General features: G+C 38.1%; 26 protein-coding genes. 8 read left to right on the top strand and 18 right to left on the bottom strand.

The window, feature by feature from the left end:
• Positions 1-54: 54 nt before the first annotated feature.
• Positions 55-1,968, bottom strand: coding sequence for a T9SS type A sorting domain-containing protein (locus BW964_RS12825; RefSeq protein WP_123911958.1), 1,914 nt, complete (start codon positions 1,966-1,968; stop codon positions 55-57).
• Between the two features lie 191 nt (positions 1,969-2,159).
• Positions 2,160-2,609: a thioredoxin-dependent thiol peroxidase gene (bcp, locus tag BW964_RS12820; protein ID WP_076507703.1), complete on the bottom strand. Its 450-nt coding sequence runs from the start codon at positions 2,607-2,609 to the stop codon at positions 2,160-2,162.
• A gap of 33 nt (positions 2,610-2,642) precedes the next feature.
• Between bcp and BW964_RS12815 the strand changes: the two genes are divergently transcribed.
• Positions 2,643-3,263, top strand: a complete 621-nt coding sequence (locus tag BW964_RS12815) for an endonuclease III domain-containing protein (protein ID WP_076507702.1) — start codon at positions 2,643-2,645, stop codon at positions 3,261-3,263.
• 79 nt (positions 3,264-3,342) lie between these two features.
• On the opposite strand, the gene BW964_RS12810 is transcribed toward BW964_RS12815, so the two are convergent.
• Positions 3,343-3,789, bottom strand: a complete 447-nt coding sequence (locus BW964_RS12810) for a DinB family protein (RefSeq protein WP_076507700.1) — start codon at positions 3,787-3,789, stop codon at positions 3,343-3,345.
• 116 nt (positions 3,790-3,905) lie between these two features.
• On the bottom strand, positions 3,906-5,702 hold the full coding sequence (locus tag BW964_RS12805; protein ID WP_076507699.1) for a DUF885 domain-containing protein: 1,797 nt from the start codon (positions 5,700-5,702) through the stop codon (positions 3,906-3,908).
• A 168-nt stretch (positions 5,703-5,870) separates the two neighbouring features.
• Between BW964_RS12805 and BW964_RS12800 the strand changes: the two genes are divergently transcribed.
• The 4 genes from BW964_RS12800 to BW964_RS12785 all read left to right on the top strand — a co-directional run bounded on the left by BW964_RS12800 (position 5,871) and on the right by BW964_RS12785 (position 8,619).
• A complete protein-coding gene (locus BW964_RS12800) occupies positions 5,871-6,332 on the top strand; it encodes a hypothetical protein (protein ID WP_076507697.1) in 462 nt (153 codons plus the stop codon).
• Positions 6,333-6,503: 171 nt separating this feature from the next.
• Complete coding sequence (locus BW964_RS12795; protein WP_076507696.1) at positions 6,504-7,208, top strand: MotA/TolQ/ExbB proton channel family protein; 705 nt, start codon at positions 6,504-6,506, stop codon at positions 7,206-7,208.
• Positions 7,209-7,299: 91 nt separating this feature from the next.
• Complete coding sequence (locus BW964_RS12790; protein WP_076507694.1) at positions 7,300-7,698, top strand: ExbD/TolR family protein; 399 nt, start codon at positions 7,300-7,302, stop codon at positions 7,696-7,698.
• Positions 7,699-7,731: 33 nt separating this feature from the next.
• Entirely contained in the window at positions 7,732-8,619 is an 888-nt protein-coding gene (locus tag BW964_RS12785) for an energy transducer TonB (protein ID WP_076507692.1), read from the top strand.
• 12 nt (positions 8,620-8,631) lie between these two features.
• Here the strand turns inward: BW964_RS12785 and BW964_RS12780 are convergent, their stop codons facing one another.
• From BW964_RS12780 to BW964_RS12735, 10 genes are all read right to left on the bottom strand, one after another.
• Entirely contained in the window at positions 8,632-9,024 is a 393-nt protein-coding gene (locus BW964_RS12780; RefSeq protein WP_076507691.1) for a hypothetical protein, read from the bottom strand.
• A 108-nt stretch (positions 9,025-9,132) separates the two neighbouring features.
• Positions 9,133-9,498 carry a four helix bundle protein gene (locus tag BW964_RS12775; protein ID WP_076507944.1) on the bottom strand — a complete coding sequence of 122 codons (366 nt, stop codon included), beginning with the start codon at positions 9,496-9,498 and terminating at the stop codon, positions 9,133-9,135.
• A gap of 75 nt (positions 9,499-9,573) precedes the next feature.
• Positions 9,574-10,977, bottom strand: coding sequence for a nucleoside recognition domain-containing protein (locus BW964_RS12770; RefSeq protein ID WP_076507689.1), 1,404 nt, complete (start codon positions 10,975-10,977; stop codon positions 9,574-9,576).
• 239 nt (positions 10,978-11,216) lie between these two features.
• Positions 11,217-11,726, bottom strand: a complete 510-nt coding sequence (locus BW964_RS12765; RefSeq protein ID WP_076507688.1) for a DUF6973 domain-containing protein — start codon at positions 11,724-11,726, stop codon at positions 11,217-11,219.
• Between the two features lie 54 nt (positions 11,727-11,780).
• The gene (gene accD / locus BW964_RS12760) at positions 11,781-12,635 is read right to left on the bottom strand and encodes an acetyl-CoA carboxylase, carboxyltransferase subunit beta (protein ID WP_076507686.1); all 855 of its coding nucleotides are present in this window, start codon (positions 12,633-12,635) and stop codon (positions 11,781-11,783) included.
• Positions 12,636-12,734: 99 nt separating this feature from the next.
• Positions 12,735-13,805 (bottom strand): class II fructose-bisphosphate aldolase, encoded by a 1,071-nt coding sequence (fbaA, locus tag BW964_RS12755; protein ID WP_076507684.1) that lies wholly within the window; start codon positions 13,803-13,805, stop codon positions 12,735-12,737.
• Between the two features lie 70 nt (positions 13,806-13,875).
• The gene (locus BW964_RS12750) at positions 13,876-14,742 is read right to left on the bottom strand and encodes an NAD kinase (protein ID WP_076507682.1); all 867 of its coding nucleotides are present in this window, start codon (positions 14,740-14,742) and stop codon (positions 13,876-13,878) included.
• A gap of 1 nt (position 14,743) precedes the next feature.
• Positions 14,744-15,394 (bottom strand): CBS domain-containing protein, encoded by a 651-nt coding sequence (locus tag BW964_RS12745; protein ID WP_076507680.1) that lies wholly within the window; start codon positions 15,392-15,394, stop codon positions 14,744-14,746.
• Between the two features lie 187 nt (positions 15,395-15,581).
• Positions 15,582-16,112 (bottom strand): RNA methyltransferase, encoded by a 531-nt coding sequence (locus tag BW964_RS12740; protein WP_076507679.1) that lies wholly within the window; start codon positions 16,110-16,112, stop codon positions 15,582-15,584.
• Between the two features lie 5 nt (positions 16,113-16,117).
• Positions 16,118-16,738, bottom strand: coding sequence for a toxin-antitoxin system YwqK family antitoxin (locus BW964_RS12735; RefSeq protein ID WP_076507942.1), 621 nt, complete (start codon positions 16,736-16,738; stop codon positions 16,118-16,120).
• Positions 16,739-16,793: 55 nt separating this feature from the next.
• Between BW964_RS12735 and BW964_RS12730 the strand changes: the two genes are divergently transcribed.
• Positions 16,794-17,393 carry a hypothetical protein gene (locus BW964_RS12730; RefSeq protein ID WP_076507677.1) on the top strand — a complete coding sequence of 200 codons (600 nt, stop codon included), beginning with the start codon at positions 16,794-16,796 and terminating at the stop codon, positions 17,391-17,393.
• 9 nt (positions 17,394-17,402) lie between these two features.
• Here BW964_RS12730 and BW964_RS12725 read toward each other — a convergent pair whose 3' ends face one another.
• On the bottom strand, positions 17,403-18,284 hold the full coding sequence (locus tag BW964_RS12725; RefSeq protein ID WP_076507675.1) for a bestrophin family protein: 882 nt from the start codon (positions 18,282-18,284) through the stop codon (positions 17,403-17,405).
• A gap of 527 nt (positions 18,285-18,811) precedes the next feature.
• Here BW964_RS12725 and BW964_RS12720 point away from each other — a divergent pair.
• Complete coding sequence (locus tag BW964_RS12720; protein ID WP_076507674.1) at positions 18,812-19,693, top strand: cupin-like domain-containing protein; 882 nt, start codon at positions 18,812-18,814, stop codon at positions 19,691-19,693.
• 132 nt (positions 19,694-19,825) lie between these two features.
• Here the strand turns inward: BW964_RS12720 and BW964_RS12715 are convergent, their stop codons facing one another.
• Positions 19,826-20,356 carry a GNAT family N-acetyltransferase gene (locus BW964_RS12715; RefSeq protein WP_076507672.1) on the bottom strand — a complete coding sequence of 177 codons (531 nt, stop codon included), beginning with the start codon at positions 20,354-20,356 and terminating at the stop codon, positions 19,826-19,828.
• 143 nt (positions 20,357-20,499) lie between these two features.
• Between BW964_RS12715 and mutS the strand changes: the two genes are divergently transcribed.
• Positions 20,500-23,088: a DNA mismatch repair protein MutS gene (mutS, locus tag BW964_RS12710; RefSeq protein WP_076507670.1), complete on the top strand. Its 2,589-nt coding sequence runs from the start codon at positions 20,500-20,502 to the stop codon at positions 23,086-23,088.
• Between the two features lie 19 nt (positions 23,089-23,107).
• On the opposite strand, the gene BW964_RS12705 is transcribed toward mutS, so the two are convergent.
• Both BW964_RS12705 and BW964_RS22380 read right to left on the bottom strand, forming a co-directional pair.
• A complete protein-coding gene (locus tag BW964_RS12705; protein WP_076507668.1) occupies positions 23,108-23,611 on the bottom strand; it encodes an energy transducer TonB in 504 nt (167 codons plus the stop codon).
• A 101-nt stretch (positions 23,612-23,712) separates the two neighbouring features.
• Positions 23,713-23,871 (bottom strand): bacteriocin, encoded by a 159-nt coding sequence (locus tag BW964_RS22380; protein ID WP_123911957.1) that lies wholly within the window; start codon positions 23,869-23,871, stop codon positions 23,713-23,715.
• Position 23,872 lies beyond the last annotated feature (1 nt).

Below are 23,872 nucleotides of genomic sequence, written 5' to 3'. Positions count from 1 at the left end.
AAAATAGAGATCAGCGGCCCATCGGGCCGCTGATCTCTTTATAGATAAAAACAACTACTTTTTAATTACTTTAACAGCTTTTGTTGAACCGTTTTCAAAAAGGAAAGAGACGATATACAATCCCGTTTTCAGATCTCTAAGATCAATTTCTGCAGAAGGAACAAGTGTTTTTAAACTTCTTCCTGAAATATCACTGATCTGAATCGTTTTTATTCCTTTCACATCTGAAATTTTCAGAACATCAGTAAATGGATTTGGATAAACAGACATTTTAATGTGATCTGCATTCACATCTGATACAGCCAAAGCAGCATAGGTAAATTCATATGCTCCCATATCTGGTACTGCACCTCTTGTAACACCACTGAAATCTACTGTTACTTCAGCCAAAGCCATTCCTTTATTGTCGAGTCCTGCATTGGAATTTGATTTTAAATGAAGATCTGTAGCACTTACAAAAACAGGCGCTATATTGAGTGAATTCACATTACCTCCGAAGCCGGTTTGGATGTCCGCCAATGTAGTTTTGTCAGAGCCTCCAATAAAGCCTAAAGCTGTTCCGGTGCTATAATAATTATTATAATTGATATTGGCGAATACTGAACTGGCTGCAGTGGAATAAATTGAATATCGGCTTCCGCTTGTTCTGGTATTAGCAAAAATATTGTTTCTGATATCCAAAGCGCCTGCAGCAGTAATATTGGTCCCAAAAACATACATAGCAGCAGTCAATCCCGTTTCAGCGTTGGCTGTATTAAGGTTAACGGTGTTGTTGTAGACTTTATATCCTGCTCCTGAATAAGCATAAATTCCAAGGACCTGAGCCGCGCCACTTGCCTGAATATCGGAAATTACATTGTTGTATATGATGCTATTGGCCGCTGTGGAAGAGGAACCCAAGAGGATTCCCTGCATTGGAGTTCCTGTTGTATTATTGTTTTTAAGACCTGATATTTTATTGGAATAGATGCTTACATTGGGTGTCGCACCGCCCATATATATTCCATTACTGTTTATATAAGTCAGAACTCCGCTTACTTCTGAAATCGTATTACCGTATATTTTAGTTGATATATTGGAAGCACCCGGGGTAACGTAAATTCCTGATGCATAGCTAACTCCGGAAGTAGCTGTGTTTTTTACACTGATGGTATTGCTAAATATAGAAGCATTATTTGTACCCGTACCAAGATTTATACCTACAGAAGCTGCCGGTGTAGTGGAAGTTCCTGAGCTTGAACGGATTACTCCTACTGTATTATTGCTGACGGTAGAAGTTCCGCCCACTCCGGCCACGTAGATTCCATTTTGAGCAATATTGGTATTGACAGTATTACCGCTGATTAACAAATTATTTCCATTTCCTGCTGCTGTTGCATCTGCAATGACAAACAGACCGTTATATCCGGCTCTGATATCATTGTTTTGTATTGTAATATTATTGAAGTATCCTGCAGTTGTTGTTCCGTTAGCCACTACGAAATTGGTGGTTAGATTGCTGGTATTTAAAAAGACAGCATTTTTGACTGTTACATTAGCCAGCGGAGCAGAGCTCGTTGCAGATCCCATAAAAAATACAGAGGGGCTGGTTGCTGAAGTATTGCTGAAGGTAAGATCTCTTGTCGTTCCTCCGGCAGCAGTAGATCCATCAATAGTAACGTTGGAGCCTAAAATACGGACCACAGGATTCGAAGCAATAGCACCACCTATAGTCGCTGTTACGGTAGGTTTGATTAGTATAGAAGAGTAGGTGGTGACAGCATTTAGAACTGCAGTCGCTGTTTCTGTAGTACTTGCAGTAATGCTGAGATTAATGTTTCCCTGGTGTGTTCCTGTGTTTATAGCATCAAATGCATCTTTCAGGGTAGTATAGGTTGCTGCTGGTGTTCCGGCACTTGCCGTTAAACTGATTTGTGCTTTGGCACATAGCCCGATAAGCATCAGGCCAGAAAATAGTATTTTTTTCATATTGATTATGATATTAATGTTTTTATCAAATATAGCATAATCCATCAGATGTTCTGATATTTATTCAAAAAAAAACAAACTTAACAGTTTGATTGTTAAATTTGTTCTTTAATTAGAATCAATTCCATTTTAGGCCGAGGTTTGTATTCATTCATAAGCTATTAATGAAACCAATAAATAAAATTCAAGTTTTATCCCTCCAAAATCTGCTCAGCCGCCGTTTTTGATGTCACCTTTTCTATAACTCTCGTACAAATTCCGTTTTCATCAAAGATAAACGTTGTTCTTACAATTCCCATATACGTTTTTCCAAACGTCTTTTTTTCCTGCCAGACACCGAATTTCTCAATGACATCGTGTTTTTCGTCGGCAATAAGATCATAAGGAAAAGCAAATTTGCTGTGGAAATTTTTCTGCTTCTTGATCCCGTCTCCACTTATTCCAAGCAATTGAAAGCCTTCTTTTTTAAGCTTTGAGTAATTGTCGCTCAGGTTACATGCTTCCACGGTACAGGTAGGGGTACTCGCTTGAGGATAAAAGAAAACGACTAATTTCTCTCCGATTAATTTTGATGAGGATACGATGTCCCCGTCCTGATTTGTTCCTTCAAATTCAGGTAATTTATCTCCAACTTTCAACATAATGATTTAATTTTGTTCAAATTTAACGGTTAAATGACAAAAAAGCAAAGAGCTGAACTCGTTCAGAAAGAATTGGAAAAATTATATCCTACCGTACCCATTCCCTTAGATCATTCGGACCCTTACACCTTAATGGTTGCAGTAGCCCTTTCTGCACAGACGACCGACAAAAAAGTGAATCAGGTCACTCCTTATCTTTTTGAGGTGGCCGGAACCCCGCAAAGGATGGCCAGACTGGAAGAGTTTGAAATTAAAGAACTCATCAAAGAGATAGGTTTGTCTAATACAAAAGCTAAAAACCTTAAAAGAATGGCTGAGCTTTTACTGGAAAGACATGAGGGTATCGTTCCTCAGACCTACGAAGAACTGGAAGCACTTCCGGGAGTAGGCCATAAGACGGCTTCCGTTGTGATGAGTCAGGCCTTCGGATTTCCTGCCTTTCCGGTCGATACACATATTCACAGACTGATGACGCAATGGAAACTTACTTCAGGGAAAAACGTTGTAGAAACAGAAAAAGATGCTAAGGCAATATTTCCTGAAGAAGTTTGGAACAAGCTTCATTTGCAGATCATTTTCTATGGAAGAGAGTATTCGCCAGCTAGAGGAAAAGGAGAGAAAGACTTTCTTACAAAAATGATGTTTGAAAAATAGTTTTATTGTGCATTAATTCCCCTTCACTGAAGGGGTGGATTTTTGCGCAGCAAAAAGACGGGGTAGGTAATGAAGATCATCAAATATCCAATAATCTTCTATGATAATTAATCTGCCCCAAATGATAATCCAGATGCGTGATGAGGTGAATCAGGAAATATCCTGTGGTCATTTTACTTTCAAAAACAACCAGAGGATATTCTTTTTCAAGATCTTCCTGTGTCAGTCCTTTAAGAACATCATCTACCGTGGCTGTTGTTGCTTCTATCTTTTCAATAAGTTCAGATCTGGGAATGTCTTTTAATGAAAATTCAAGTTCCCTGTTTCTGATATAGCCGGTATTTCCAAGCTCCGTGCCTACAAAATTGTTGAGGTTTCCCACCAAATGGAGGCAAAGGTTGCCTGCTGAGTTGGAAATATTTCCATCCGTTTTCCAAAGAGAACTTTCATTCTGATAAGACTCTATTTCGCTTTTTAATTTGTTTAAATCTCTGCTGTAGAGAGATCTCAGGCTTTCTATAATCATTTTAATTTGCTTGTATTAATAAGAATTTCCTTTTGGGAGATGACTCAAAATTAAATAAAAAAATGGGACATTAAAACTAATGATCCCATCTTCGGTTTTTATCTTTTAAAATAATGCTATTGCTGCTTTTTAGCCCAGAGTTCCATCTTTCTGTTTAAAACATCAAGTGGAAGACATCCCTGACTCAGAATCTCATCATGGAAGCTGGCCAGCTTAAACTTACTGCCAAGCTCTTTCTGATATTTTTCTCTCAGTTCACGGATTCTCAGAGATCCGATTTTGTAGCCTAAAGCTTGTCCCGGCATTGCCATGTATCTTTCCACCTCTGCAGTCGCGCCGGCTTCATCATAAGAAATATTGCTCAGGAAATATTGGATCGCTTCCTCTCTGGTCATCGTTCCCGTATGAATTCCGGTGTCCACAACCAACCTTACCGCTCTCAGCATCTGATCGCTCAAATACCCCATTTTCTGATACGGATCTGTATAAAGCCCGAACTCTGGTCCTAAGGTCTCACAATAATGCGCCCAGCCCTCTCCATAAGCTCCGAACCATCCGAACCTCATGAATTTAGGGAGCTTTGTGTTCTCCTGTTGAAGAGAAACCTGATAATGATGTCCCGGAATAGCTTCGTGAAGGAAAAGAGATTCCATTCCGGAAGTTACGTTAAACTTTGAAGGATCAGGAAGCGGGATGTAAAATATTCCCGGTCTTTTTCCATCCGGTGTTCCCTGAATATATTCTGCACTGGCACTGGCCTCCCTGAATTTTTCTGTCTGTCTGATCTCAAATTTAGTTTTTGGAGTTACGCTGAACATTGTTTTCAGCTTAGGGGTAATCTTGGCTAGAATAATGTTGAATCCATTCAGAACCTCCTTAGACGTTTTGTAAGGCATCGCTTTAGGATCTGTTTTTACAAAATTGATAAATTCTTCCAGAGTTCCCGAAAAGCCAACCTGCTGCTTTACTTTTTCCATTTCTGCCCGAAGCATAGCCACTTGCTGTTGCCCGATTTTATTGATTTCTTCGGGCGATTTCTTAGTTGTTGTCCAGCTTTTGGTATAATATCTGTAAATTTCATTTCCATTCGGAAGACTATTGTAGCCGTCTGTGTCTCTGGATTTAGGCAAGTATTCTTTCTCAAGAAACACCCCCATTTTAGTATAAGCAGGAATAATCTTTTTGCTAATGGCATCTGCGTAAAGCGCCGAATATTTATCTTTTTGAGCTTTTGTAAAGCTTTTAGGGAAATTTTTTATCGGTCCGTAGAAGATATTTTTGTCCATATCGGAGGTCGTGATCTCTTCTGCTCGCATTTGAGGGATCATTTTTACCACCAGTTTCTTAGGAAGAACGATCTTGTTATTAATTCCTTCACGGAAATTTTCTGTGGCGGCGTTCATCCATTCCGGGAATTTTTCCATTCTTTTCAGCCAGTCGCTGTAGTCTTTTTCTGTTTTAAAAGGCTGCCTTCCTTCTCCGCTTCCATACAGAGGGAAATTCAGAGGAAGTCCTCCAAACTGGGTAAAAGGGATATATTCAGGATGATAAGCATACGCTTCAATTTTATCTTTTAAAGTATAATCCAGCACATCATAAACCACTTTATCATCGTCTGTAAGGTCTTTATAATTAACGCTTTCCAGCTGTTTTTGTACAGAGTTGTAAAATGCGACCTCTCCCGAAATAAAATCTTTATCAATATTGATGGGAAGCTGGTCATTATATCGTGTATCTCCCTGAGAAGTCGCTTCCAGTGGATACAATTTCAGATACTGCTCATAATAGTTGGAGGCAATAGAATCCATATTCGTGGGCGTTACCTTAGTCAGCGGAGAATCAGATTTTTTACAGGCTGTGAGGCAGATGACCAGTCCCAGTCCTAAAATACCTTTTGATAAAATGTTTTTCATTTTCAGAATCTTTATGCAGCAAAAGTAAGTATTATTGGCTTATACGGAATAATCAATCATAATGATTTAAAAAAATAATTTTCAAAATATTTTCAACTTTGAATCAATTTTTTATCTTTGTCCATAACATTTAACAATCATAGTATTACAGCTCTTTTTTAAGAAATAATGAAAGGGATTTTAAAAATTTACCATCCGGAGGAGACCCTAAAATACAATATTAGAAACACTTATTGTAAGGCGGTCTACAGCAATCAACAGCATTTTTTAGAAGTTGAAATTTTAACGGATGACAGTTTGGATCATGTAGATGATGATTCATTACAGTACAACTTTCCGCAGCTTTCACTTGAAATTTTTGATTTCCCTATCGATTCGAAGGACATCGAAGGAAAATTGATCAAGATTAATGATTCTGAGGAAGAAACCTACACCGAAGTTGATTTATTCGATGACGAGGATGCTTTTATCTATGATAATGAGCTCCTGTTTGAGACAAACGAGGAAGGCGAGCTTCAGGTCATCTGGAAAGGAACGATTGATGATTTCTATACGGGGTCAGATACACCGATTCCATTCCGTTTAAAATGCGAATTTAAGCAGGATGCTATCAATATAGACGAAGACTAGTCGTTTTCTCATCCTTTTTATATCGAATATCTTTTCAAAATTTCTTTTGGAAAGATATTTGCTGTCTTCTAAATCATAACAAACTTTAAGTTGTTTTTAAGCAATTTTTAAGAGAGCAATTCATAATATTCCACTACATTTGTCGTTAAAATTTTATAAAAATTCACATTAATGCTGTTAACGGAACTTACTCAGATTTTATTTGCACAGATTACTGCTCCTGCAGTGGCAACAGACGATTTAGAATTTTCATTTTGGAAAATCATGTTTCATGGAGGGGCTTTCGCTAAAATAGTGATGTTTGTCGTTCTAGCTTTAGGTGTGTTTTCACTGTACCTGTTTTTTGAACGTTTTTTCTTTATCAAAAGGCTGACTTCAAAAACAGATGCCAATTTCATGGAGAATATTGAAGATTTTATCAGAGAAGGAAACATAGAATCAGCAGCAGATTACGCTAAAAAACAAAACTCTCCCGAAGGAAGAATTTTGGAAAAAGGAATTTCAAGGTTGGGACGCCCTGTTTCGGACATTGTCAGTGCAATGGAATCTCAGGCTCAGGTAGAGGTGGCCAATATGGAAAAGAATCTTAACCTTTTAGCGGTAGTACCAAGTATCGCCCCGATGTTGGGACTTCTGGGAACGGTTATCGGGATGATTATTGCCTTCTTTAACCTTTCTCATGCAACAGGCTCATTCTCTCCGAAAACATTGTCTGAAGGTATTTATACGGCGTTGGGACAGACGGCGGTAGGTTTGGCTGTAGCAATTCCGGCTAACTTTTTCTACAATATCCTATTAACCAGAATTGACAGGTTTGTATTAAAAGCACAGAATATGTCCGGAGAATTCTTAGACCTTATCAACAAACCTTTATAGATCTTTCTTATGAAATTGCTTACCAGACTATTTTCAAATACTAAGGGATTGAGCAATTCCATCTGACCATTAAAAAAGTAAAAGTAAACAGATGAAAATTCAAAGAAGAAATAAAGCGAATCCCGAATTCAGTTTAGCTGCGATGACCGATGTTATCTTGCTGATGCTGATCTTCTTTATGATCACTTCATCAGCCGCCAATCAAAGTGCGATTGATGTAAAGCTTCCCAAAGCAGGTGCGGTAGAAGATAATATTCCCAATCCTTTGACGGTGAGCATCAAACCTGATGGGTCTTATTTTGTAGATGACAGTCCGGTGACCAGAGAACAGCTGGAACCACTGATTGTAAGTAAATTAACTGGCCAGGCCAATCCATCGTTTACTATTCGTGCAGATGAAAATACCATGCATAAAGATGTGGTCTTTGCCATGGAAATCGCGGAAAAGAATAAATTTAATATTGCCATTGCAACAGTTAAAGATAAATAATGCCTCCGAAAGAGCCGGAAAGAATCATTTAAAATGAAAAGTTACACAGTAAACAAAAGCGAGCAAAACAGAGACAGGATAAAAAGCGCAGTACTTTCTATCCTTATTTGGTCTGGAATTTTGCTTTTTGTTTTTCTTTATAAATTAAAGCCGGAGCTGGATAAACAACCCGATGAGGTGATTACGACAATGCTTGTGAATTTCGGCGACAACAGAAACGGAAAGGGCATTGAAGAACCTGCAGACCAGCCCGGAAGTTTAGCGGCGGCTACAGAAGAAGTCACTCCTGAACCTGCTGAAACGCCAGTTCCCGAAACGAAAACGGTTATAAAGCCTGAGCCGGCACCGGAACCTAAGAAAACAGAAGTTAAAGAAAAGGTGATTACCGGAAACAATTCAAAAGTAAGCGTTCCTAAAAAAGAAGAATCTAAAAAAACAGATCATAAAGTCGCTACAAGTTCAAGTGCCTCCAAGAATACTAAAAAATCAGGTGCGGCAACAGCCAACTCTAAAACAGGCAACGGTGACGGAAAAGGAACTGCAGCCATCGGAAATCTGATCAGAGGTAGAGGAACAAAAGCCGGAAGCCAGGGAACAGGCGAGGGAATCGGAAACGCAGGAGATCCTTTAGGTGGAGACGGAAACGGAGATAGTAAAGTAGGAATCGACAGAAAGCTGATAGGGTATATCCCCGGAACCATGGGAAGAGGCGGTGCACAGCCCAGCAATAGCTGTACGGCAAGCGGAACCATCACGATTTCCTATACGGTGGATAAAGCTGGAAATGTAGTCTCAGCAAGAAGATCAGGAGGCACATCAGATCCCTGTATTTCTTCTACCGGAGTATCCTGGGTCAAGAAATATGTAAAAGCGGAGAAAGCAAGTACATCCTCCACCGGAACTTATAAAATTACATTCTAAAATACAAGCACTTTATTCAAGTGCTTTTTTTATTTCATTAATTCTGTTGATCACCGGTAGTGCGAAAATACCACTGGTCTGCAGATACAATTCGTAGAACGTTTTTGCTTTGTCTAAAAACTCATTATTTTTTTCTCCTCTGCCTTTAAAGTAGAATAAGTTGCCCAGCATTTCATAGTAGTCTTTGTGATCTCTTTCCTGCCTTTCATTAACGATCTCTATAGTTTCTTCTTTTGTTTTTGAGGAAAGGGTAGTAAAATCAAATTTGAAAATATCTTTCATCAAAGACTCAAAATCTAATTCTTTCTGCATTAAACTTTCTTCAGGCTTGTCTAAGATCAGTTTTTCTAATGCCTGACTTAACTGACGTATTAATCTTAAGGTGAATTCTTTATCTGTGATCATAATTGAGTTTATTTAGTTTACTTTGCTAGTTGCTAGTTGCTAGTTGCTAGTTGCTAGTTGCTAGTTGCTAGTTGCTAGTTGCTAGTTGCTAGTTGCTGGTTTTGTAGTTTATGTTCGCCAGCTTAACTGGACGTATTTTATAAAATTATTTATTTTTCCTCCTAAGCGTTGATATTGTTCTGTTTTATCCTTTAAATCTGGGGTCAGGTCTGGATAAAGTCTTATTATTTTGGATAAATGGCTTACTGTTTCGTCACAACTTGCCTGTGAATAAATCAGAAATCTGATGAAATCTCCTTTATAAATTTTCCTGCCATAACCCTCAGCAATATTGGTCACTACAGAATCTGCAGATCTCCTTAGTTGGCTTCCCAACTCATATAATTCGTATTTTGGTAATTTCAATGAAAGCTGATGAGTCTCAATAAACAGGTCAAAAGCAATAGTATAAATGTCAAGTTTTAGGTAGCTCATAAGTGTTTTTTTTAATAAATCATAGATACAGTCGGTTGGAAACAAGAAATCCAGTAACCAACAACTGACAACAAATTAAGCAAAAAACAAATACGCCAGTACAATCGAAGTAATAACCCCTACTAAATCGGCCAGAAGCATGGCAACAACTGTATATCTTGTATTCTTTACGGCTACGGCGCCAAAATAAACCGCAATGACATAAAACGTCGTATCTGAACTCCCCTGAAGAACCGCGGCTAATTTTCCCTGGAAACTGTCAGCTCCGAAAGTGGTCATAGTATCCACCATCATTCCACGGGCTCCTGAACCTGATAATGGTTTGATTAAAGCAGTAGGAAGTCCGTCTACAAATCTTGCATCCAGATTGGCATGATAGGCAACCCATTTCATTCCGTCAATAATAACGTCAAAAACTCCGGAAGTTCTTAGCAGAGAAATAGCAATCAACATTCCAACCAAATATGGAATAATCTTCACACAGGTTGTGAAACCTTCTTTTGCACCTTCAATAAAAGCATCAAAGACATTAATTTTCTTATAAACCGCACCAAGAACGATCGCTAAAAAGATAAAGAGAATCAGGCCGTTACTTAAAACTTTACTGAAATCATCCAATTCGTCTTTACTCAGCTGAACCAGATATAAAACCAATAAGGCAATAATGGCTGAAATTCCTCCTACATAAGCCAAAACAACAGGTTTTAGTAAATTTATTTTTTGGTATAAAGAAACAACAATCATGGCAGCTAAAGTGGCTGCAAATGTTGCGATCATACAAGGAAGAAAAATATCAGTCGGCGTTTTTGAACCCATCGAAGCCCGGATGGCAATTATAGAAACCGGAATCAAGGTCATTCCACCTGCATGAAGACACAGAAACATAATCTGTGAATTGCTGGCAGTGTCTTTATTGGGATTTAACGTTTGTAGACTTTCCATCGCTTTTAAACCAAATGGAGTAGCGGCATTGTCCAGTCCCAGAAGATTGGCGCTGAAGTTCATCAGCATGTGCCCGAAAGCCGGATGGTTTTTAGGAATATCAGGAAATAATTTTGAGAAAAAAGGTTGGATAAAACGGCTTAAAAGGTTGATCCCGCCTGCTTTTTCAGCAATACTCATGAACCCCATGAAAAGGGTCATGATTCCAATAAGGCCGATACAGATTTTTACGGCAGTTTCGGACGTTCCGATCACACCGTCTGATTCCTGAACCCGATATACTTTTACATTTTGCTTTAAAGAATCTGTTGTATAATGAATCCTGCTGTCTGCAAAATCATTTTTTTTCATCAGACTGTTCCTGACAATCGGGGTGAGCGCATTCATCGGCTGTGTAGCGATCTGAACCGTATCACCGCCTTTTCCTACCACCATATCGTTAAATATGGTTTTGTAGTGGCCTGACGAAACGTATTTAATACTGGCAATGGCAATGGCGATGATAATGAAAGCCGACCAAATTCTGCTGAGGACCATTTTATTGAATTAAGATTGTTAAACTTATCAAAAAAACTTTAAACCACAAAGAGGCACAAGTTTTTTAAACCCTTAAGTTTCTATAAAGTTACTATCATACTCCTGATAAGAGCACTTAAGTTGGTGAAAATCTTAGATTTTCATCCCATGTGTACTTCTTTATAAAGAATTATATTAAAGCCTTTTTAAGAGTTCTGAAGTTTTATTTTGAAAAAGACTTTTGTGATGGATACTGGAAACTATTCTTCAAGATAAACCAGATACCCTTCAAAGTCATCATCCAGGTTTTTCAAAACCTTGGCATCATCCATTTTCCTGGCGAGGCTGTCAATAAAAAAGCTTTTCTCAAAAAACTGGCGGTGGATTCCAGGTAGAAGCTCCATGAAATAGTCCATGCCGATCTTGTTGTTATGGAGATCCATTTTGGTTTCCAAAGGCTTATTGGGAAATAATTCCTCGTGCAGATCTGTTATTCTTTTACAGAAATCCAGTGCTTTTTCAGGTGAAGATACCTTACAGCAGTACATCATGATGAAACAACACCACAGCGCGTGCCTGAAAGCGTTCCCAATACCATTATTAGAGGCCGTTTTTGGGAATTTTTTCTGAGCAATGGCAAAAGCCTGTACCGTTGCATGAAAACTCATTAATGCAAAAAGAGGATGGGGTAGAAGCAATGATAAAAGACGCATGATCTTTTTCAGGCTCATGCTTCGGATGGTATTAAAAAAAATCTTGAAAGTCCTCATAAATAAAAATCTCTCCCTAATTAGAGAGAGATTGTATAGTGTTTGTTACAGATCTTAAGCGTTAACAGCTAATAAATTAACTGTTTTAGCTACTGTATCTTTAATTTCAGTTCTTTTTACGATAAAATCTACAAATCCTTTTTCCTGTAGGAATTCAGAGGTCTGGAACCCTTCCGGAAGATCTCTTCCGATGGTTTCACGGATAACTCTAGGACCTGCAAACCCGATCAATGCTCCCGGCTCAGCCATAATAATATCGGCTGTCATCGCAAAAGAAGCAGTGATTCCTCCAAAAGTAGGGTCGCAAAGGTAAGCGATGTACAGAAGGCCTGCTTCAGAAAGCTGTGCAAGTTTAGCCTGTACTTTAGCAAGCTGCATCAGAGAATAAGTGGCTTCCTGCATTCTGGCCCCTCCGGACTGACAGATGATCATATACGGAAGTTTGTTGGCGATACAGTAATCTACCGCTCTTCTGATCTTTTCACCCATTACAGAGCCTAAAGATCCACCGATAAAAGCAAAATCCATACAAGAAACGACCATTTCAGTTCCTTTTACGGTTCCTACTGCATTTCTGATAGAGTCTGTAAGCTTTGTTTTGGCTCTTACTTCTTTTAAACGGTCTTTATAAGGCTTTGTATCTTTGAAGTTTAAGATATCAATACTTTCCACATGGGCATCCAGTTCAGTGAACTTACCTTCGTCAAAAAGGATTTCAAAAAATTCTGCACTTCCTATTCTCACGTGAAATCCGTCTTCAGGAGAAACGTAGCTGTTTCTTCTCAATTCATCATGCTCCACTATTTTTCCTGATGGAGTCTGATGCCAAAGACCTTTGGGAACATCCTTTTTTTCATCAGTAGAGGTGGTAATGTTTTTTGCTTTTCTTTTAAACCAGTCGAATGCCATTTTTTGTCTGTATTAATGTATAATGTAAAAGGTAAAATGTATAAAGACAAAAGCATTCAATCTACTCTGTACTTTATACATTTTACTTTTTACAAAAAATTATTTTAAAGTATTTACGTTATTTAAGTCTTCAAACGCTTTAACCAGTCTTGCAGAGAAAGTTTCTTCACCTTTTCTTACCCAAGCTCTTGGATCGTAGAATTTCTTGTTAGGTTTTTCTTCTCCCTCAGGGTTTCCGATTTGCGCTCTTAAATAATCGATATTGTTAACCATATAATCTCTGATTCCTTCTGTGTAAGCAAACTGAAGGTCAGTATCGATATTCATTTTGATCACTCCGTAGTCGATTGCTTCTCTGATTTCCTCTAAAGTAGAACCAGAACCTCCGTGGAATACGAAATTAATAGGCTTTTCAGTTGTTCCGAATTTTTCCTGAACAAATTTCTGAGAGTTGTCAAGGATTTTTGGAGTAAGAACCACATTTCCTGGCTTATAAACTCCATGTACATTACCGAAAGCGGCAGCAATGGTAAAGTTATCAGAAATCGCTTTTAATTTTTCGTAAGTATACGCGATATCTTCCGGCTGAGTGTATAGTTTAGAGTTGTCTACATCAGAATTATCTACTCCATCTTCTTCACCACCGGTAACACCGATCTCCACCTCAAGAGTCATCTGCATTTTAGCCATTCTTTCGAAGTACTGAGCTGAAATTTCAAGATTTTCCTCTAAAGATTCTTCAGAAAGATCAAGCATATGAGAAGAATAAAGAGACTTTCCGGTCTGCTTGTAATGCTCTTCGCTGGCCTCTAATAATCCGTCGATCCAAGGTAATAATTTCTTAGCACAATGGTCTGTATGTAAAATAACAGTAGCTCCGTAAGCTTCTGCAAGAGTATGAATATGTTTTGCTCCGGCGATAGATCCTAAAATAGCCGCTTTCTGCCCATCATTGCTTAATCCTTTTCCTGCGTTGAAAGCTGCTCCACCGTTTGAAAACTGAATAATTACAGGAGAGTTTAATTTCGCTGCAGTTTCCATAACAGCATTGACGTTGCTTGAACCAATTACATTGACTGCTGGAAGTGCAAATTTGTTTTCTTTAGCATACTGAAAAATATCGGTAACTAATTGACCTGTGGCAACTCCTGCCGGAAAAATTCTGCTCATGTTATACTTTTTATTTTAATTATTAGGCGTTTTTAAAATTCCTGTAAAGGTAATCATTTTTGAGGAATTACTAATTTCTTTTATCCCTTCCCCAAAGGAGCTTCTGACGGATCGTTTCGTAGAAACTTAAGTGGTTGGGCTGTACCAGAAGGATCTGGAAATTTGCCTTTTTGATGATAATCTCTTTGTCGGTTTCTATATGTACCAATCTGGAGTCCAGCGAAAGAGAATACTGGGGCACTCTGCTTTCTACTTTAAACTTGATTTCCACTCGGTCATTGACGACTAAGGGTCTCACGTTCAGGTTATGAGGAGCGATAGGGGTAATGACAAAATTTTCGTTGTTTGGAGAAATGATCGGTCCGCCGCAACTTAACGAATACGCCGTAGATCCTGTAGGGGTGGAAACAATAACCCCGTCACCCCAGAAAACATTTAAAAATTCATCATTAATATATGAATCTACCGTAATCATGGAGGTTGTTTCTTTTCTGGATACCGTAACATCATTCAGTGCATACGGGAAAAAGTCACCGGATTTTGGAGAAACCACTTCAATCACGGCACGACGGCTTGTTTTTACATCCCCTTTTAAAATCGCATCAAGTTCTTTGAAGGCTTCTTCCTTTGTAAAACTGGCCAGAAATCCTAATCTTCCTGTATTTACCCCTACAATAGGGATTTCCAGATCTTCTATAAAGGTCAGAGAATTCACAATGGTTCCGTCTCCGCCAAAAGTAAAGAATAGGTCTACCTCTTTATCAAGAAGATCCTGCTTGCTGTTGAATGTTTCAAATATCTTGGAGAACTGAAGTGCTTCAGCCATTTCATCGTACAGAACAGATTTTACGCCTCTGGTTTCAAGTTCTGAAATAAACTTGCTTAAATATAAAAAAGTATCGAGGTCTTTTTTCTGAGAATATATGGCTGCCTTCATGTTATATTTCTATGAATTTTTGGAAAAATCCGAACCGGTCATTAAACAGATCTGATTTTTCATCAGAATAGTATTTTTGAACAATTCTGTAATCATACCGGTCAAAAGTAGCGTCTATGGAGGATAGATTTTCATTGCTGATCTTGATGGTTATCTGGATCATCTCATCAGACATCGAGGTGATAAATCCACCATAGAATTTCGAATTATTGCTTTCCACGATATTGGCGATCTCCGTCATCGAATATTTTCTCGCCGGTGTTTCTATCGTAAGGATAGCTCCGGTTTCTGAAAACAGGGGATAACGGGAAAAATTCTGAAAAATATCCTCACAGGTGATATACCCGAGGTATTTTTCATTTTTATTGATCACCGGAATTACATTGGAATTAAAAGTATAGAACAGGCGAATGCTGTCCATAATATTATTGTCTTCCAGAATAGCAAAGCGTTCGATCTGATGTTCAAGATCCTTCAGTGTCCCATCTCCTTCATAAAGAAAATCTTCTGCGATAGCACCGTAGAAATGATGGGATTTTTTGATGAAAATATGGGAATATCCAAAATCCTCCAATGTATTCCTTGCTGATTCTATTGAGTCAGTAAGGCTAAAACACGGAAAGTCTTTTGAGATATAATCCTTGATAAACATTGTGCTAATTTATAAAAAATTAAATGAAACTTTTTCCCAAAACATCACTTTTTTTCGTGAAAATTAAAAAAAATGATGTTAAAATTTGTTTGTAAAGAAAAAAAAAGTACCTTTGTCGCCTTTCATTTTTACTTTTTATTAGATTTATTTCAAACTGCACTGTCTTTTAAGGACATATGCAGTTTTTTTATTTTAGGGCTTTTGCAAATTCCCACATCACAATTCCACCGCATACACTTACATTCAGAGAGTGTTTGGTTCCCAATTGCGGAATTTCAAGAAATGTGTCAATATGGGGAAGGGCCTCATCACTTATTCCTTCTACTTCATTGCCTAAAATTAAAGCATATTTTTTTGACGGGTCGATGCTGAAATCGGTGATCATCACGCTGTCAGTCGTTTGTTCGATTCCTATCATCTCGTATCCGCGGCTTTTATAATCGCTGATCGCTGTATTGATATCACTTTCGTGGCTCCAGTCTACACTTTCTGTAGCGCCTAGTGCTGCCTTATGGATTTCACGGTGCGGCGGTTGAGGGGTAATCCCGCAAAGAATGATTTTTTCAATCAGAAAAGCGTCAGCTGTCCTGAAAGATGCCCCCACATTGTGCATACTTCTGAGATTATCTAAAATGATGACCAATGGAATTTTCTCAACCTTCTTGAATGTTTCTACATCGATTCTGTTAAGTTCTTCCAGTTTTAATTTCTGTACCAATTGTTTTATTTTGTTGAGATTAATTTTCCGTCTTTGTATATTTCTGTCTTTTCAACGCTTCCGTCTTCACGGTAATGAACCCTGGTTCCATTCCATTTATCGTTGGCAAATTCCGTTTCACGCTGTACCTTTCCAGACGGATAAAGGGCTTTCCATTTTCCTACAGCAAGCCCGTTTTCATATTGCCCGATCTGCTTTACCGACTTCCCGTTTTCGTAAAAAATTTTACTTTCACCATGTAATTTAGCGAATTTATAATTAGAAATTTCCGATACTACGCCGGAAGGAGTATAAAAAGTAGCGGTAAAGCTATTGTCATAAATATTTTTATCGCCGTTTCTGAACACTTCTTTAGATGTAACAACACCGTTTTTGTCATAATAAACCCATTCTTTTACTTTAAAATCTTTCTTGTACTCGCCCTTAGCCTGAATTTTTCCATTCTCATGATAATAAGTAGCGTCTCCATCCACTTTTCCTTTTCTCCATTCTAGAACCTGTTTTACCTGTCCGTTATCGTAGAAGGCCTTACATGATCCCTCCTGAAGACCGTCTTTAAACCCGCACGGTTTTTGTGCTGCTGCGAACGAGGATGCAGCGATGAATAGCAGAAAAATGTATTTCATAGATTTTTTTATTTCAAATATAAGTAATTTGCTATTTTTGAAGTAAAAATATAACATGAAAAAAATATCCACCTTACTGTTGTTGGTACTCGCTTTTATATTTATTCAAGCTCAAAACACCTATTATCCGCAGGCTTTTTTTGATAAAAAGCTGGCCCGTGAGATGCTGAGTTTCGGAAATTCTACGATTGAAGGAGTGGCTTCTACAAAACAGAAAGGAAAATTCGGGATCAAACCTTTGCTTGGTGAAAAACATTATGCTCCCAAGGGAACCGTCGTGATGCTTTTTCCTGTAACGCCTTATTTCGATGAGTTTTACAGCATGAGAAGAAAGTACGAGAATAAGAAAACTACTGTATATATGTCTGAAGATGCTTTTAAATACAGAGTTGAAGCTTTAACGGATGAGTACGGAAGGTTTAAATTTGAAAAATTGAAACCCGGAAAATATTATATTGAAACCATCGTGAATTTTACGGCAACAGGCAATTACCAGCAGCAGACCGGAAGAACAGATTCTTATAATGCGTATGGAGGCTATCTATACTCATCCCCAATATACCAGACTTTTTTCTATGGATATTCTGCTGCCAACAGAGAAAGTAAATTTGTCGAAATAAAACAAGACGGAGAAATAAAAGAAATCAACCTTTAAGGTTGATTTTTATTTTTTTAGGCCCATAATCTGATGAACGTTCTTCTCGATATTCTGCGCTAGTATTTCCATTGGAATATCATTTTCATCATTATTAAATGGATCTTCAATTTCTTCTGCGATCATTTCCAGGCTCATCAATACATAATAAACAAAAACCGTTAAGGGAATCATGAAGAGTCCGATGTTGATAACATAAGCAATAGGCAAAGCAAAAACATAAAGAATAATAAATTTCTTGATAAACGAAGAGTAGGAATAGGGAATCGGGGTGTTTTTAATTCTCTCGCAACCACCACAAACATCCAGAAATCCTGAAAGCTGGGTATCCAGATACAACATTTCGATCTCTGAAATCTTTCCTTCTTTTTTCAGCTGCGTGAGTTTATGCGTCAAAAGAATCACAATTTCACTCGGACCATGATGCTTAAGAGATTTTTCAATTTCAGAATAATCTTCATCCAGAGCCAGCCTCGTTGATTCCTTAGACAAATGTTTGGCCAGAAAATGAGGGAAATATTTTAAATATCTTGAGATCTGTTCTGCATTCTGGCGGTCGTCCCCTAGAATAGCATTGATTTTTACTGCAAAATTTCGGGTGTCATTCACCAGTTTCCCCCAAAGTTTTCTCCCTTCCCACCATCGGTCGTAAGCCGTATTGGTCCTGAAAACCAACAATAAAGAAAGTACAAAACCTAATAAAGAATGAATCATTCCTACATTGCTTACGCCTGATTTTGACGTCAGGTGAAGATATTCTACTTCTAAATACTGAATACCCCTTGAATATAACCCCACAAGAATCATGCTTGGAAAAAGGATTTTCAAAGTATCACTTTTATGTAAGCTGAAAAGGATTTTCAGGAAATGCTTGGTGTTGTAGGCTCTCATAAATTTGCTTAGTCCTACAAATATAATTTTTTCATTTCAGCTCTGCTTTATCGGAAAGCTTAAAATAAGTTTAAAAAGGCAAAGCGTGAATTGGCTTATGCAAGATGAAAGAGACTAAACCATCAAGTTTCTTAAAAATCGATTGCTTCTTTTGTGATTTGTTTTCTTTTTGCCATAAATTTCTGGATTGCGAATCATTTTTTGAAACATTAAGAGCATTGAAGATGGTAAGAAAAGTTAACAGAAAATCTAAAGATTTTTTAAGTTGTAGTCCTTAAAGCGAAGCTCTCTTAATGATCTTAAAAATTTAATTCTCCTTTAATGGTTCAATTAGAAAAATCTTTGATTTTTCAAGCTTAAGTGCACTTTTATCCTCAATACATTTTACTTAAAATAACTAAAGTGTTTAAAAACTTTTGTCACTTTTGTGGTTTAAATCAGGCTTCCAAAGTCCCCGATACCATTTTTTAATTTTCACAGATTTGAAAAAAATACTATTTTTATTTTGCATTAAATAACAAAACAAGATGATCCTCGAAAACGTAGATGTAGTTCAAGATATCAGTAAAGAAGATTTTCAGAAAAATTATTTCAAAAAACATAAGCCCCTTTTGATTAAAAATTTTGCGGCCAGATGGGATGCCTTTGATCAATGGAATCTTGCCTACATCCGTAAAAAAGCAGGGGATCAGAATGTACCCCTGTACGACAATAAGCCCGCTGACGCTTCTAAAAGTTCAGATGCACCGGTGACAAATATGAAGATGAAGGATTATATAGACAGGATCAAAAGCGGACCTTCGGATCTTCGCATCTTTTTCTATATCATCACGGACAGGCTTCCTGAGTTGCTGAAAAACTTCACCTATCCTGATCTTGGGATCAAATTCTTTAAAAGACTTCCTACGCTTTTTTTCGGTGGAAGTGAAGCCCATGTACTGATGCATTACGATGTGGATCTCGGAGATTTTCTTCACATTCATTTCGAGGGAAAAAAAAGAATTCTTTTATTTGATCAGAAACAGTCTGCATTTTTATATAAGGTACCGCTTTCTGTTCATACCATTTATGATATCGATTATGAGAACCCCGATTATGAAAAATTTCCGGCTTTACAATGTGCTAAAGGCTACGAGATTTTCATGGAGCATGGTGATGCCCTTTTCATTCCCGGAGCATTCTGGCACTTCAACCGGTATCTGGAGCCGGGCTTTTCAATGTCGCTCAGAGCACTTCCGAATAAACCCGGTGTATTTGCCAATATGTTGTATCACGTTTTTATCATGAGGTATACAGATAAGCTTCTTCGCAAACTATTTAAGGCTAAGTGGGTGGATTACAAGCAGAAGTGGGCGTATGAAAAAGGGACGGAAGCTTTTGAAAAGAAGAGAAAATCTGGAAGGAGATAAAAAGATGGAAGCAGGAAGAAGGAGGCTGGAAGCTATTGTTGGGATCCTTGTCAAGGTTTTAAACATTGATAAGGATAGTTCAATTGAATCACAAGGTTTTCCGTTTCCAATACTGAACTTCCATCTTCTACCTTACTCATTAATAAGTCCGAAAATTTTAGCATCCACAAATTTTCCCTTTTCAAAAAAGTAGTCACGAAGTGTTCCTTCCTCTTTAAAATTTAATGAGTGCAGAAGTTTTTCTGACGATATATTGGAGGGATCTATAAATGCGTCTACCCGGTGAAGTCTCATGCTTTCGAATCCGAATATAAGAATAGGAAGAACCGCTTCCTTCATGTAAGAGTTTCTCCAGAATTTAGGATTCAGTTCGTAGCCGATCTCTGCCCGGGAATGTTCAGGGAACCAATTATGATAACCGCATGTTCCTATCACTTTCTTTTCAGACTTTAATTCCAGAGCCCAGCGGAATCCTTTTCCTTTCTCGAATTCATTATTAAAATGGGTGATGATATTTTGAGCGTCTTCCAATGTTTTAAAGGTTTCCAGATCATAATATTTCATGACTTCGTCCTGGGAAAAATATTCGAACAGATCTCCTGAGTCATGGGAAGACAGTTGCCTTAAGAGAAGCCTTTCAGTTTCTAAAACCGGATAAATCATATCACTTATTTTACTGAAAAATACGATAAATATTTTGTTCTGAAATATATAAGTACGATTTTTGATCCCTGAAGCGAGATTAATTGTATCACCAATCCCAACCCTGAATTTATTTTATTTAAATTTGGGGCTCATTTTTTATTATGGCAAAAACGAAGAAGGAAACTCCACTCATGACGCAGTACAATACCATCAAGGCAAAATACCCTGATGCACTGCTGTTGTTCAGAGTAGGAGACTTTTATGAAACTTTTGGGCAGGACGCCGTGAGAACATCTCAGGTCCTGGGTATTGTTCTTACTAAAAGAGCCAATGGAGAAGGTCATATAGAACTGGCCGGATTTCCTCACCATTCGGTAGATTCTTATTTGCCGAAACTGGTAAGAGCCGGAATGAGAGTGGCCATCTGCGACCAGCTGGAAGACCCGAAAACGGTCAAAGGAATTGTAAAAAGAGGAGTTACAGAGCTTGTAACCCCCGGAGTGACGTTCAATGATCAGGTATTAAATTCAAAAAAGAACAATTTTCTGCTTTCCCTTCACAAAGAAAAAGAAAAGTATGGGATTGCTATGGTAGATGTTTCTACAGGTGAATTTTTAGTAAGTGAAGGCAATCTGGAGAAGATCCTGCATATCATCAATACTTTTGATCCCAGCGAAATTGTTTATCAGAGAAGTGTCCAATTGCCGGAACAGCTTAAAAATAAAAGTGCTTTTAAGCTTGAAGATTGGGCTTTCCAGTATAATTTTGCTTATGAAAAACTGACTTCTCACTTTAAAACAAATTCTTTAAAAGGTTTTGGGATTGAAAATCTTCCGTTGGCTATTACAGCAGCAGGAGCTATTTTTGCTTATCTGGTAGAAGATACCCACCACAATCTGCTTGCTCACATTACAAAGCTTCAGATCATTCCGCAGGAAGATTATCTGATGATGGATAATTTTACCTTGAGAAACCTTGAAATTGTATATCCGAGCAATCCACAAGGAAAATCGTTGCTCGATATCATCGATAAAACATCTACCCCGATGGGAGGAAGATTGCTGAGAAGAAGGATTATTCTTCCTTTAAAATCCGTGGAAGAGATCATGAGAAGGCTTTCTCTGATCGATTTCCTGAATGAAAATGATCATCTGAAATACGAAATTTGCCAGCTTCTGAAATCCATTTCAGATCTTGACCGATTGATGGGAAAACTGGCTGCCGAAAAAATATCACCAAAAGAATTGGGCTACCTGCGGCAGAGTCTGATCAATATCCACCAGATAAAAGCTTTGCTTCATCCGCATGCCGATGTTCTGGCCTGGCTGGAACCTTTGTTCGATATGGAGGAACTGATCAAATTTTTACAGAATCATCTGAACGAAGAACTTCCTGTGAATATTTCAAAAGGGAATGTCATCAAAGGAAATGTATCTGAAGAATTGGACAGGTTGAGAAACCTTCAGAATAAAGGCCGCGGGTTCCTGGATGAAATGTGCCAGAGAGAAATAGAAAGGACAGGGATTTCAAGCCTTAAAATTGATTTTAATAATGTTTTCGGATACTATATAGAAGTAAGAAATGCCCATAAAGATAAAGTTCCTGCGGAATGGTTAAGAAAGCAGACTCTTGTCAATGCAGAACGCTATATCACCGAAGAACTCAAAGAATATGAAAGCCAGATCCTGGGCGCTGAAGAGAAAATAGGGGTTCTGGAAAATGAGCTGTACAGAAACGTATGTGCAGAAACCATGGTCTATATGGATCAGATTCAGGGAAATTCGCATATCATTGCACAGCTTGATGTAGCTTCAGGACTATCGGAACTGGCTGTTTCTGAAAGCTATACGAAGCCTGTTCTTAATCAGGGGTATGCCATCGATTTAAAAGAAGCAAGACACCCGATTATTGAAAATGCACTTCCTTTGGGAGAAAAATATATCCCGAATGATATCTTTTTAGATAAAGATTCCCAGCAGATCATTATGGTTACGGGGCCCAACATGGCCGGTAAATCAGCGATTCTGCGCCAGACTGCGATTGTTTGTCTTTTGGCTCAGATTGGAAGTTTTGTTCCCGCAAAACATGCTGAGATCGGCGTATTGGATAAAATTTTCACAAGGGTAGGCGCTACCGATAATATTTCAGCCGGAGAATCTACTTTCATGGTAGAAATGAATGAAGCGGCCAATATTCTGAATAATATTTCAGAACGCAGTCTGATTCTTCTGGATGAGATCGGGCGTGGAACATCTACCTATGACGGGGTTTCCATTGCGTGGGCTATTGCCGAATACCTTCATCAGCATCCTACTCAGGCTAAAACATTGTTTGCTACACACTACCACGAGCTGAATGAAATGACGGTGAACTTTGAACGGGTGAAAAATTTCCACGTTTCGATTCAGGAAAATAAAGGAAATATCATCTTCTTAAGAAAGTTGGTTCCGGGAGGCAGCGAACATAGTTTCGGTATTCATGTGGCTAAGCTGGCAGGAATGCCTGCAAAGGTAGTCAACAGGGCCAATGAGATTCTGAAGACCCTTGAAGCAAGCCGTAGCCAGACTACGAGCACTTCTGAAAGTATCAAAAGAGTAACGGAAGAAAATATGCAACTCTCATTCTTCCAGCTGGATGACCCGGTTCTGGAGAACATCCGCGAAGAATTGACGAAAATAGATATTAATACGTTGACTCCTATTGAAGCTTTGATGAAGCTGAATTCAATAAAAAAAATGATTGGAGGGTAGCTTTTAACTACCCTTTTAATTACTCTACATCGAAGTTGAAGTGTACAGGGAATGAGAATAAAGAATTGACCCGCATTCCTTTTCTTTGTGCAGGTTTCCAGCGGGTTTTTATTTTTTCCAGCGCGGATTTCATCTCTTCTTTAAGATTATTGCTTGCCGTTTGAACAAAAAGATCAGTTATTTTTCCTTTATCGTCAATGATGATGTAAACGGTTCCCCAATGAGAAAAACTTGTCAGATTATAGGGATCCACTGTTTCATAAATCTTTTGTTTTAAAGTTTTGATACCACCCGGAAATTCTGCAGGCTGATCAGGTTTAAAGACTACTTTTTCTAAATTCATTTTCCCCACAACATCCTTTGGCGCATCATGTATTGAAACTCCGTCATAGGGATCCCGAAGTTTTCTGTCTGTAGAATAGCTGGGAGCGGGAGGAAGTTCAGAAATACGGTCTGTACTTGTCTTCTGGCTTTTTATAAAAATATGAAAGCAGGCAAAAAGGAAAATAAAAGTTTTATTCATTTTTTAATTTGATGCAAAATAAAAAAAATGATCTAAAATACTACTGAAGCATAAAAAAAATGACCGGAATCGATTCCAGTCATTTAATGTTTGTATAATGATTAACAGCAATATCCATCTTTGCCTCTCGGTCCGATAATCATAAAATGACTGGGTACTCCTCTGAGTTTACAAAGGCCTTCAGCACATGAAGCACCTCCGTTGATCTCCTTTAGCTCCTTTTTAGAGAGCTTTCTGCTTTGAATGTTTGAATTTTTCATA

It is taken from the genome of Chryseobacterium shigense, assembly GCF_900156575.1.
GTDB classification, from domain to species: domain Bacteria; phylum Bacteroidota; class Bacteroidia; order Flavobacteriales; family Weeksellaceae; genus Chryseobacterium; species Chryseobacterium shigense.
Note: the sequence above shows the minus strand (reverse complement) of the source record. Positions and strands in the feature narration are given on the sequence as shown.

Excerpts from the sequence above, each read along its gene's own strand:
- BW964_RS12785 (WP_076507692.1), top strand. The coding sequence starts at position 7,732 with ATGAAAAGTTACACAGTAAACAAAAGCGAGCAAAACAGAGACAGGATA.
- BW964_RS12720 (WP_076507674.1), top strand. The coding sequence starts at position 18,812 with ATGATCCTCGAAAACGTAGATGTAGTTCAAGATATCAGTAAAGAAGAT.
- BW964_RS12715 (WP_076507672.1), bottom strand. The coding sequence starts at position 20,356 with ATGATTTATCCGGTTTTAGAAACTGAAAGGCTTCTCTTAAGGCAACTG.
- BW964_RS12810 (WP_076507700.1), bottom strand. The coding sequence starts at position 3,789 with ATGATTATAGAAAGCCTGAGATCTCTCTACAGCAGAGATTTAAACAAA.
- BW964_RS12825 (WP_123911958.1), bottom strand. The coding sequence starts at position 1,968 with ATGAAAAAAATACTATTTTCTGGCCTGATGCTTATCGGGCTATGTGCC.
- BW964_RS12805 (WP_076507699.1), bottom strand. The coding sequence starts at position 5,702 with ATGAAAAACATTTTATCAAAAGGTATTTTAGGACTGGGACTGGTCATC.
- mutS (WP_076507670.1), top strand. The coding sequence starts at position 20,500 with ATGGCAAAAACGAAGAAGGAAACTCCACTCATGACGCAGTACAATACC.
- fbaA (WP_076507684.1), bottom strand. The coding sequence starts at position 13,805 with ATGAGCAGAATTTTTCCGGCAGGAGTTGCCACAGGTCAATTAGTTACC.
- BW964_RS12725 (WP_076507675.1), bottom strand. The coding sequence starts at position 18,284 with ATGAGAGCCTACAACACCAAGCATTTCCTGAAAATCCTTTTCAGCTTA.
- BW964_RS12750 (WP_076507682.1), bottom strand. The coding sequence starts at position 14,742 with ATGAAGGCAGCCATATATTCTCAGAAAAAAGACCTCGATACTTTTTTA.
- BW964_RS12730 (WP_076507677.1), top strand. The coding sequence starts at position 16,794 with ATGAAAAAAATATCCACCTTACTGTTGTTGGTACTCGCTTTTATATTT.
- BW964_RS12800 (WP_076507697.1), top strand. The coding sequence starts at position 5,871 with ATGAAAGGGATTTTAAAAATTTACCATCCGGAGGAGACCCTAAAATAC.
- accD (WP_076507686.1), bottom strand. The coding sequence starts at position 12,635 with ATGGCATTCGACTGGTTTAAAAGAAAAGCAAAAAACATTACCACCTCT.
- BW964_RS12790 (WP_076507694.1), top strand. The coding sequence starts at position 7,300 with ATGAAAATTCAAAGAAGAAATAAAGCGAATCCCGAATTCAGTTTAGCT.
- BW964_RS12815 (WP_076507702.1), top strand. The coding sequence starts at position 2,643 with ATGACAAAAAAGCAAAGAGCTGAACTCGTTCAGAAAGAATTGGAAAAA.
- BW964_RS12745 (WP_076507680.1), bottom strand. The coding sequence starts at position 15,394 with ATGTTTATCAAGGATTATATCTCAAAAGACTTTCCGTGTTTTAGCCTT.
- BW964_RS12770 (WP_076507689.1), bottom strand. The coding sequence starts at position 10,977 with ATGGTCCTCAGCAGAATTTGGTCGGCTTTCATTATCATCGCCATTGCC.
- BW964_RS12705 (WP_076507668.1), bottom strand. The coding sequence starts at position 23,611 with ATGAATAAAACTTTTATTTTCCTTTTTGCCTGCTTTCATATTTTTATA.
- BW964_RS12775 (WP_076507944.1), bottom strand. The coding sequence starts at position 9,498 with ATGAGCTACCTAAAACTTGACATTTATACTATTGCTTTTGACCTGTTT.
- bcp (WP_076507703.1), bottom strand. The coding sequence starts at position 2,609 with ATGTTGAAAGTTGGAGATAAATTACCTGAATTTGAAGGAACAAATCAG.
- BW964_RS12780 (WP_076507691.1), bottom strand. The coding sequence starts at position 9,024 with ATGATCACAGATAAAGAATTCACCTTAAGATTAATACGTCAGTTAAGT.
- BW964_RS12735 (WP_076507942.1), bottom strand. The coding sequence starts at position 16,738 with ATGAAATACATTTTTCTGCTATTCATCGCTGCATCCTCGTTCGCAGCA.
- BW964_RS12795 (WP_076507696.1), top strand. The coding sequence starts at position 6,504 with ATGCTGTTAACGGAACTTACTCAGATTTTATTTGCACAGATTACTGCT.
- BW964_RS12765 (WP_076507688.1), bottom strand. The coding sequence starts at position 11,726 with ATGAGGACTTTCAAGATTTTTTTTAATACCATCCGAAGCATGAGCCTG.
- BW964_RS22380 (WP_123911957.1), bottom strand. The coding sequence starts at position 23,871 with ATGAAAAATTCAAACATTCAAAGCAGAAAGCTCTCTAAAAAGGAGCTA.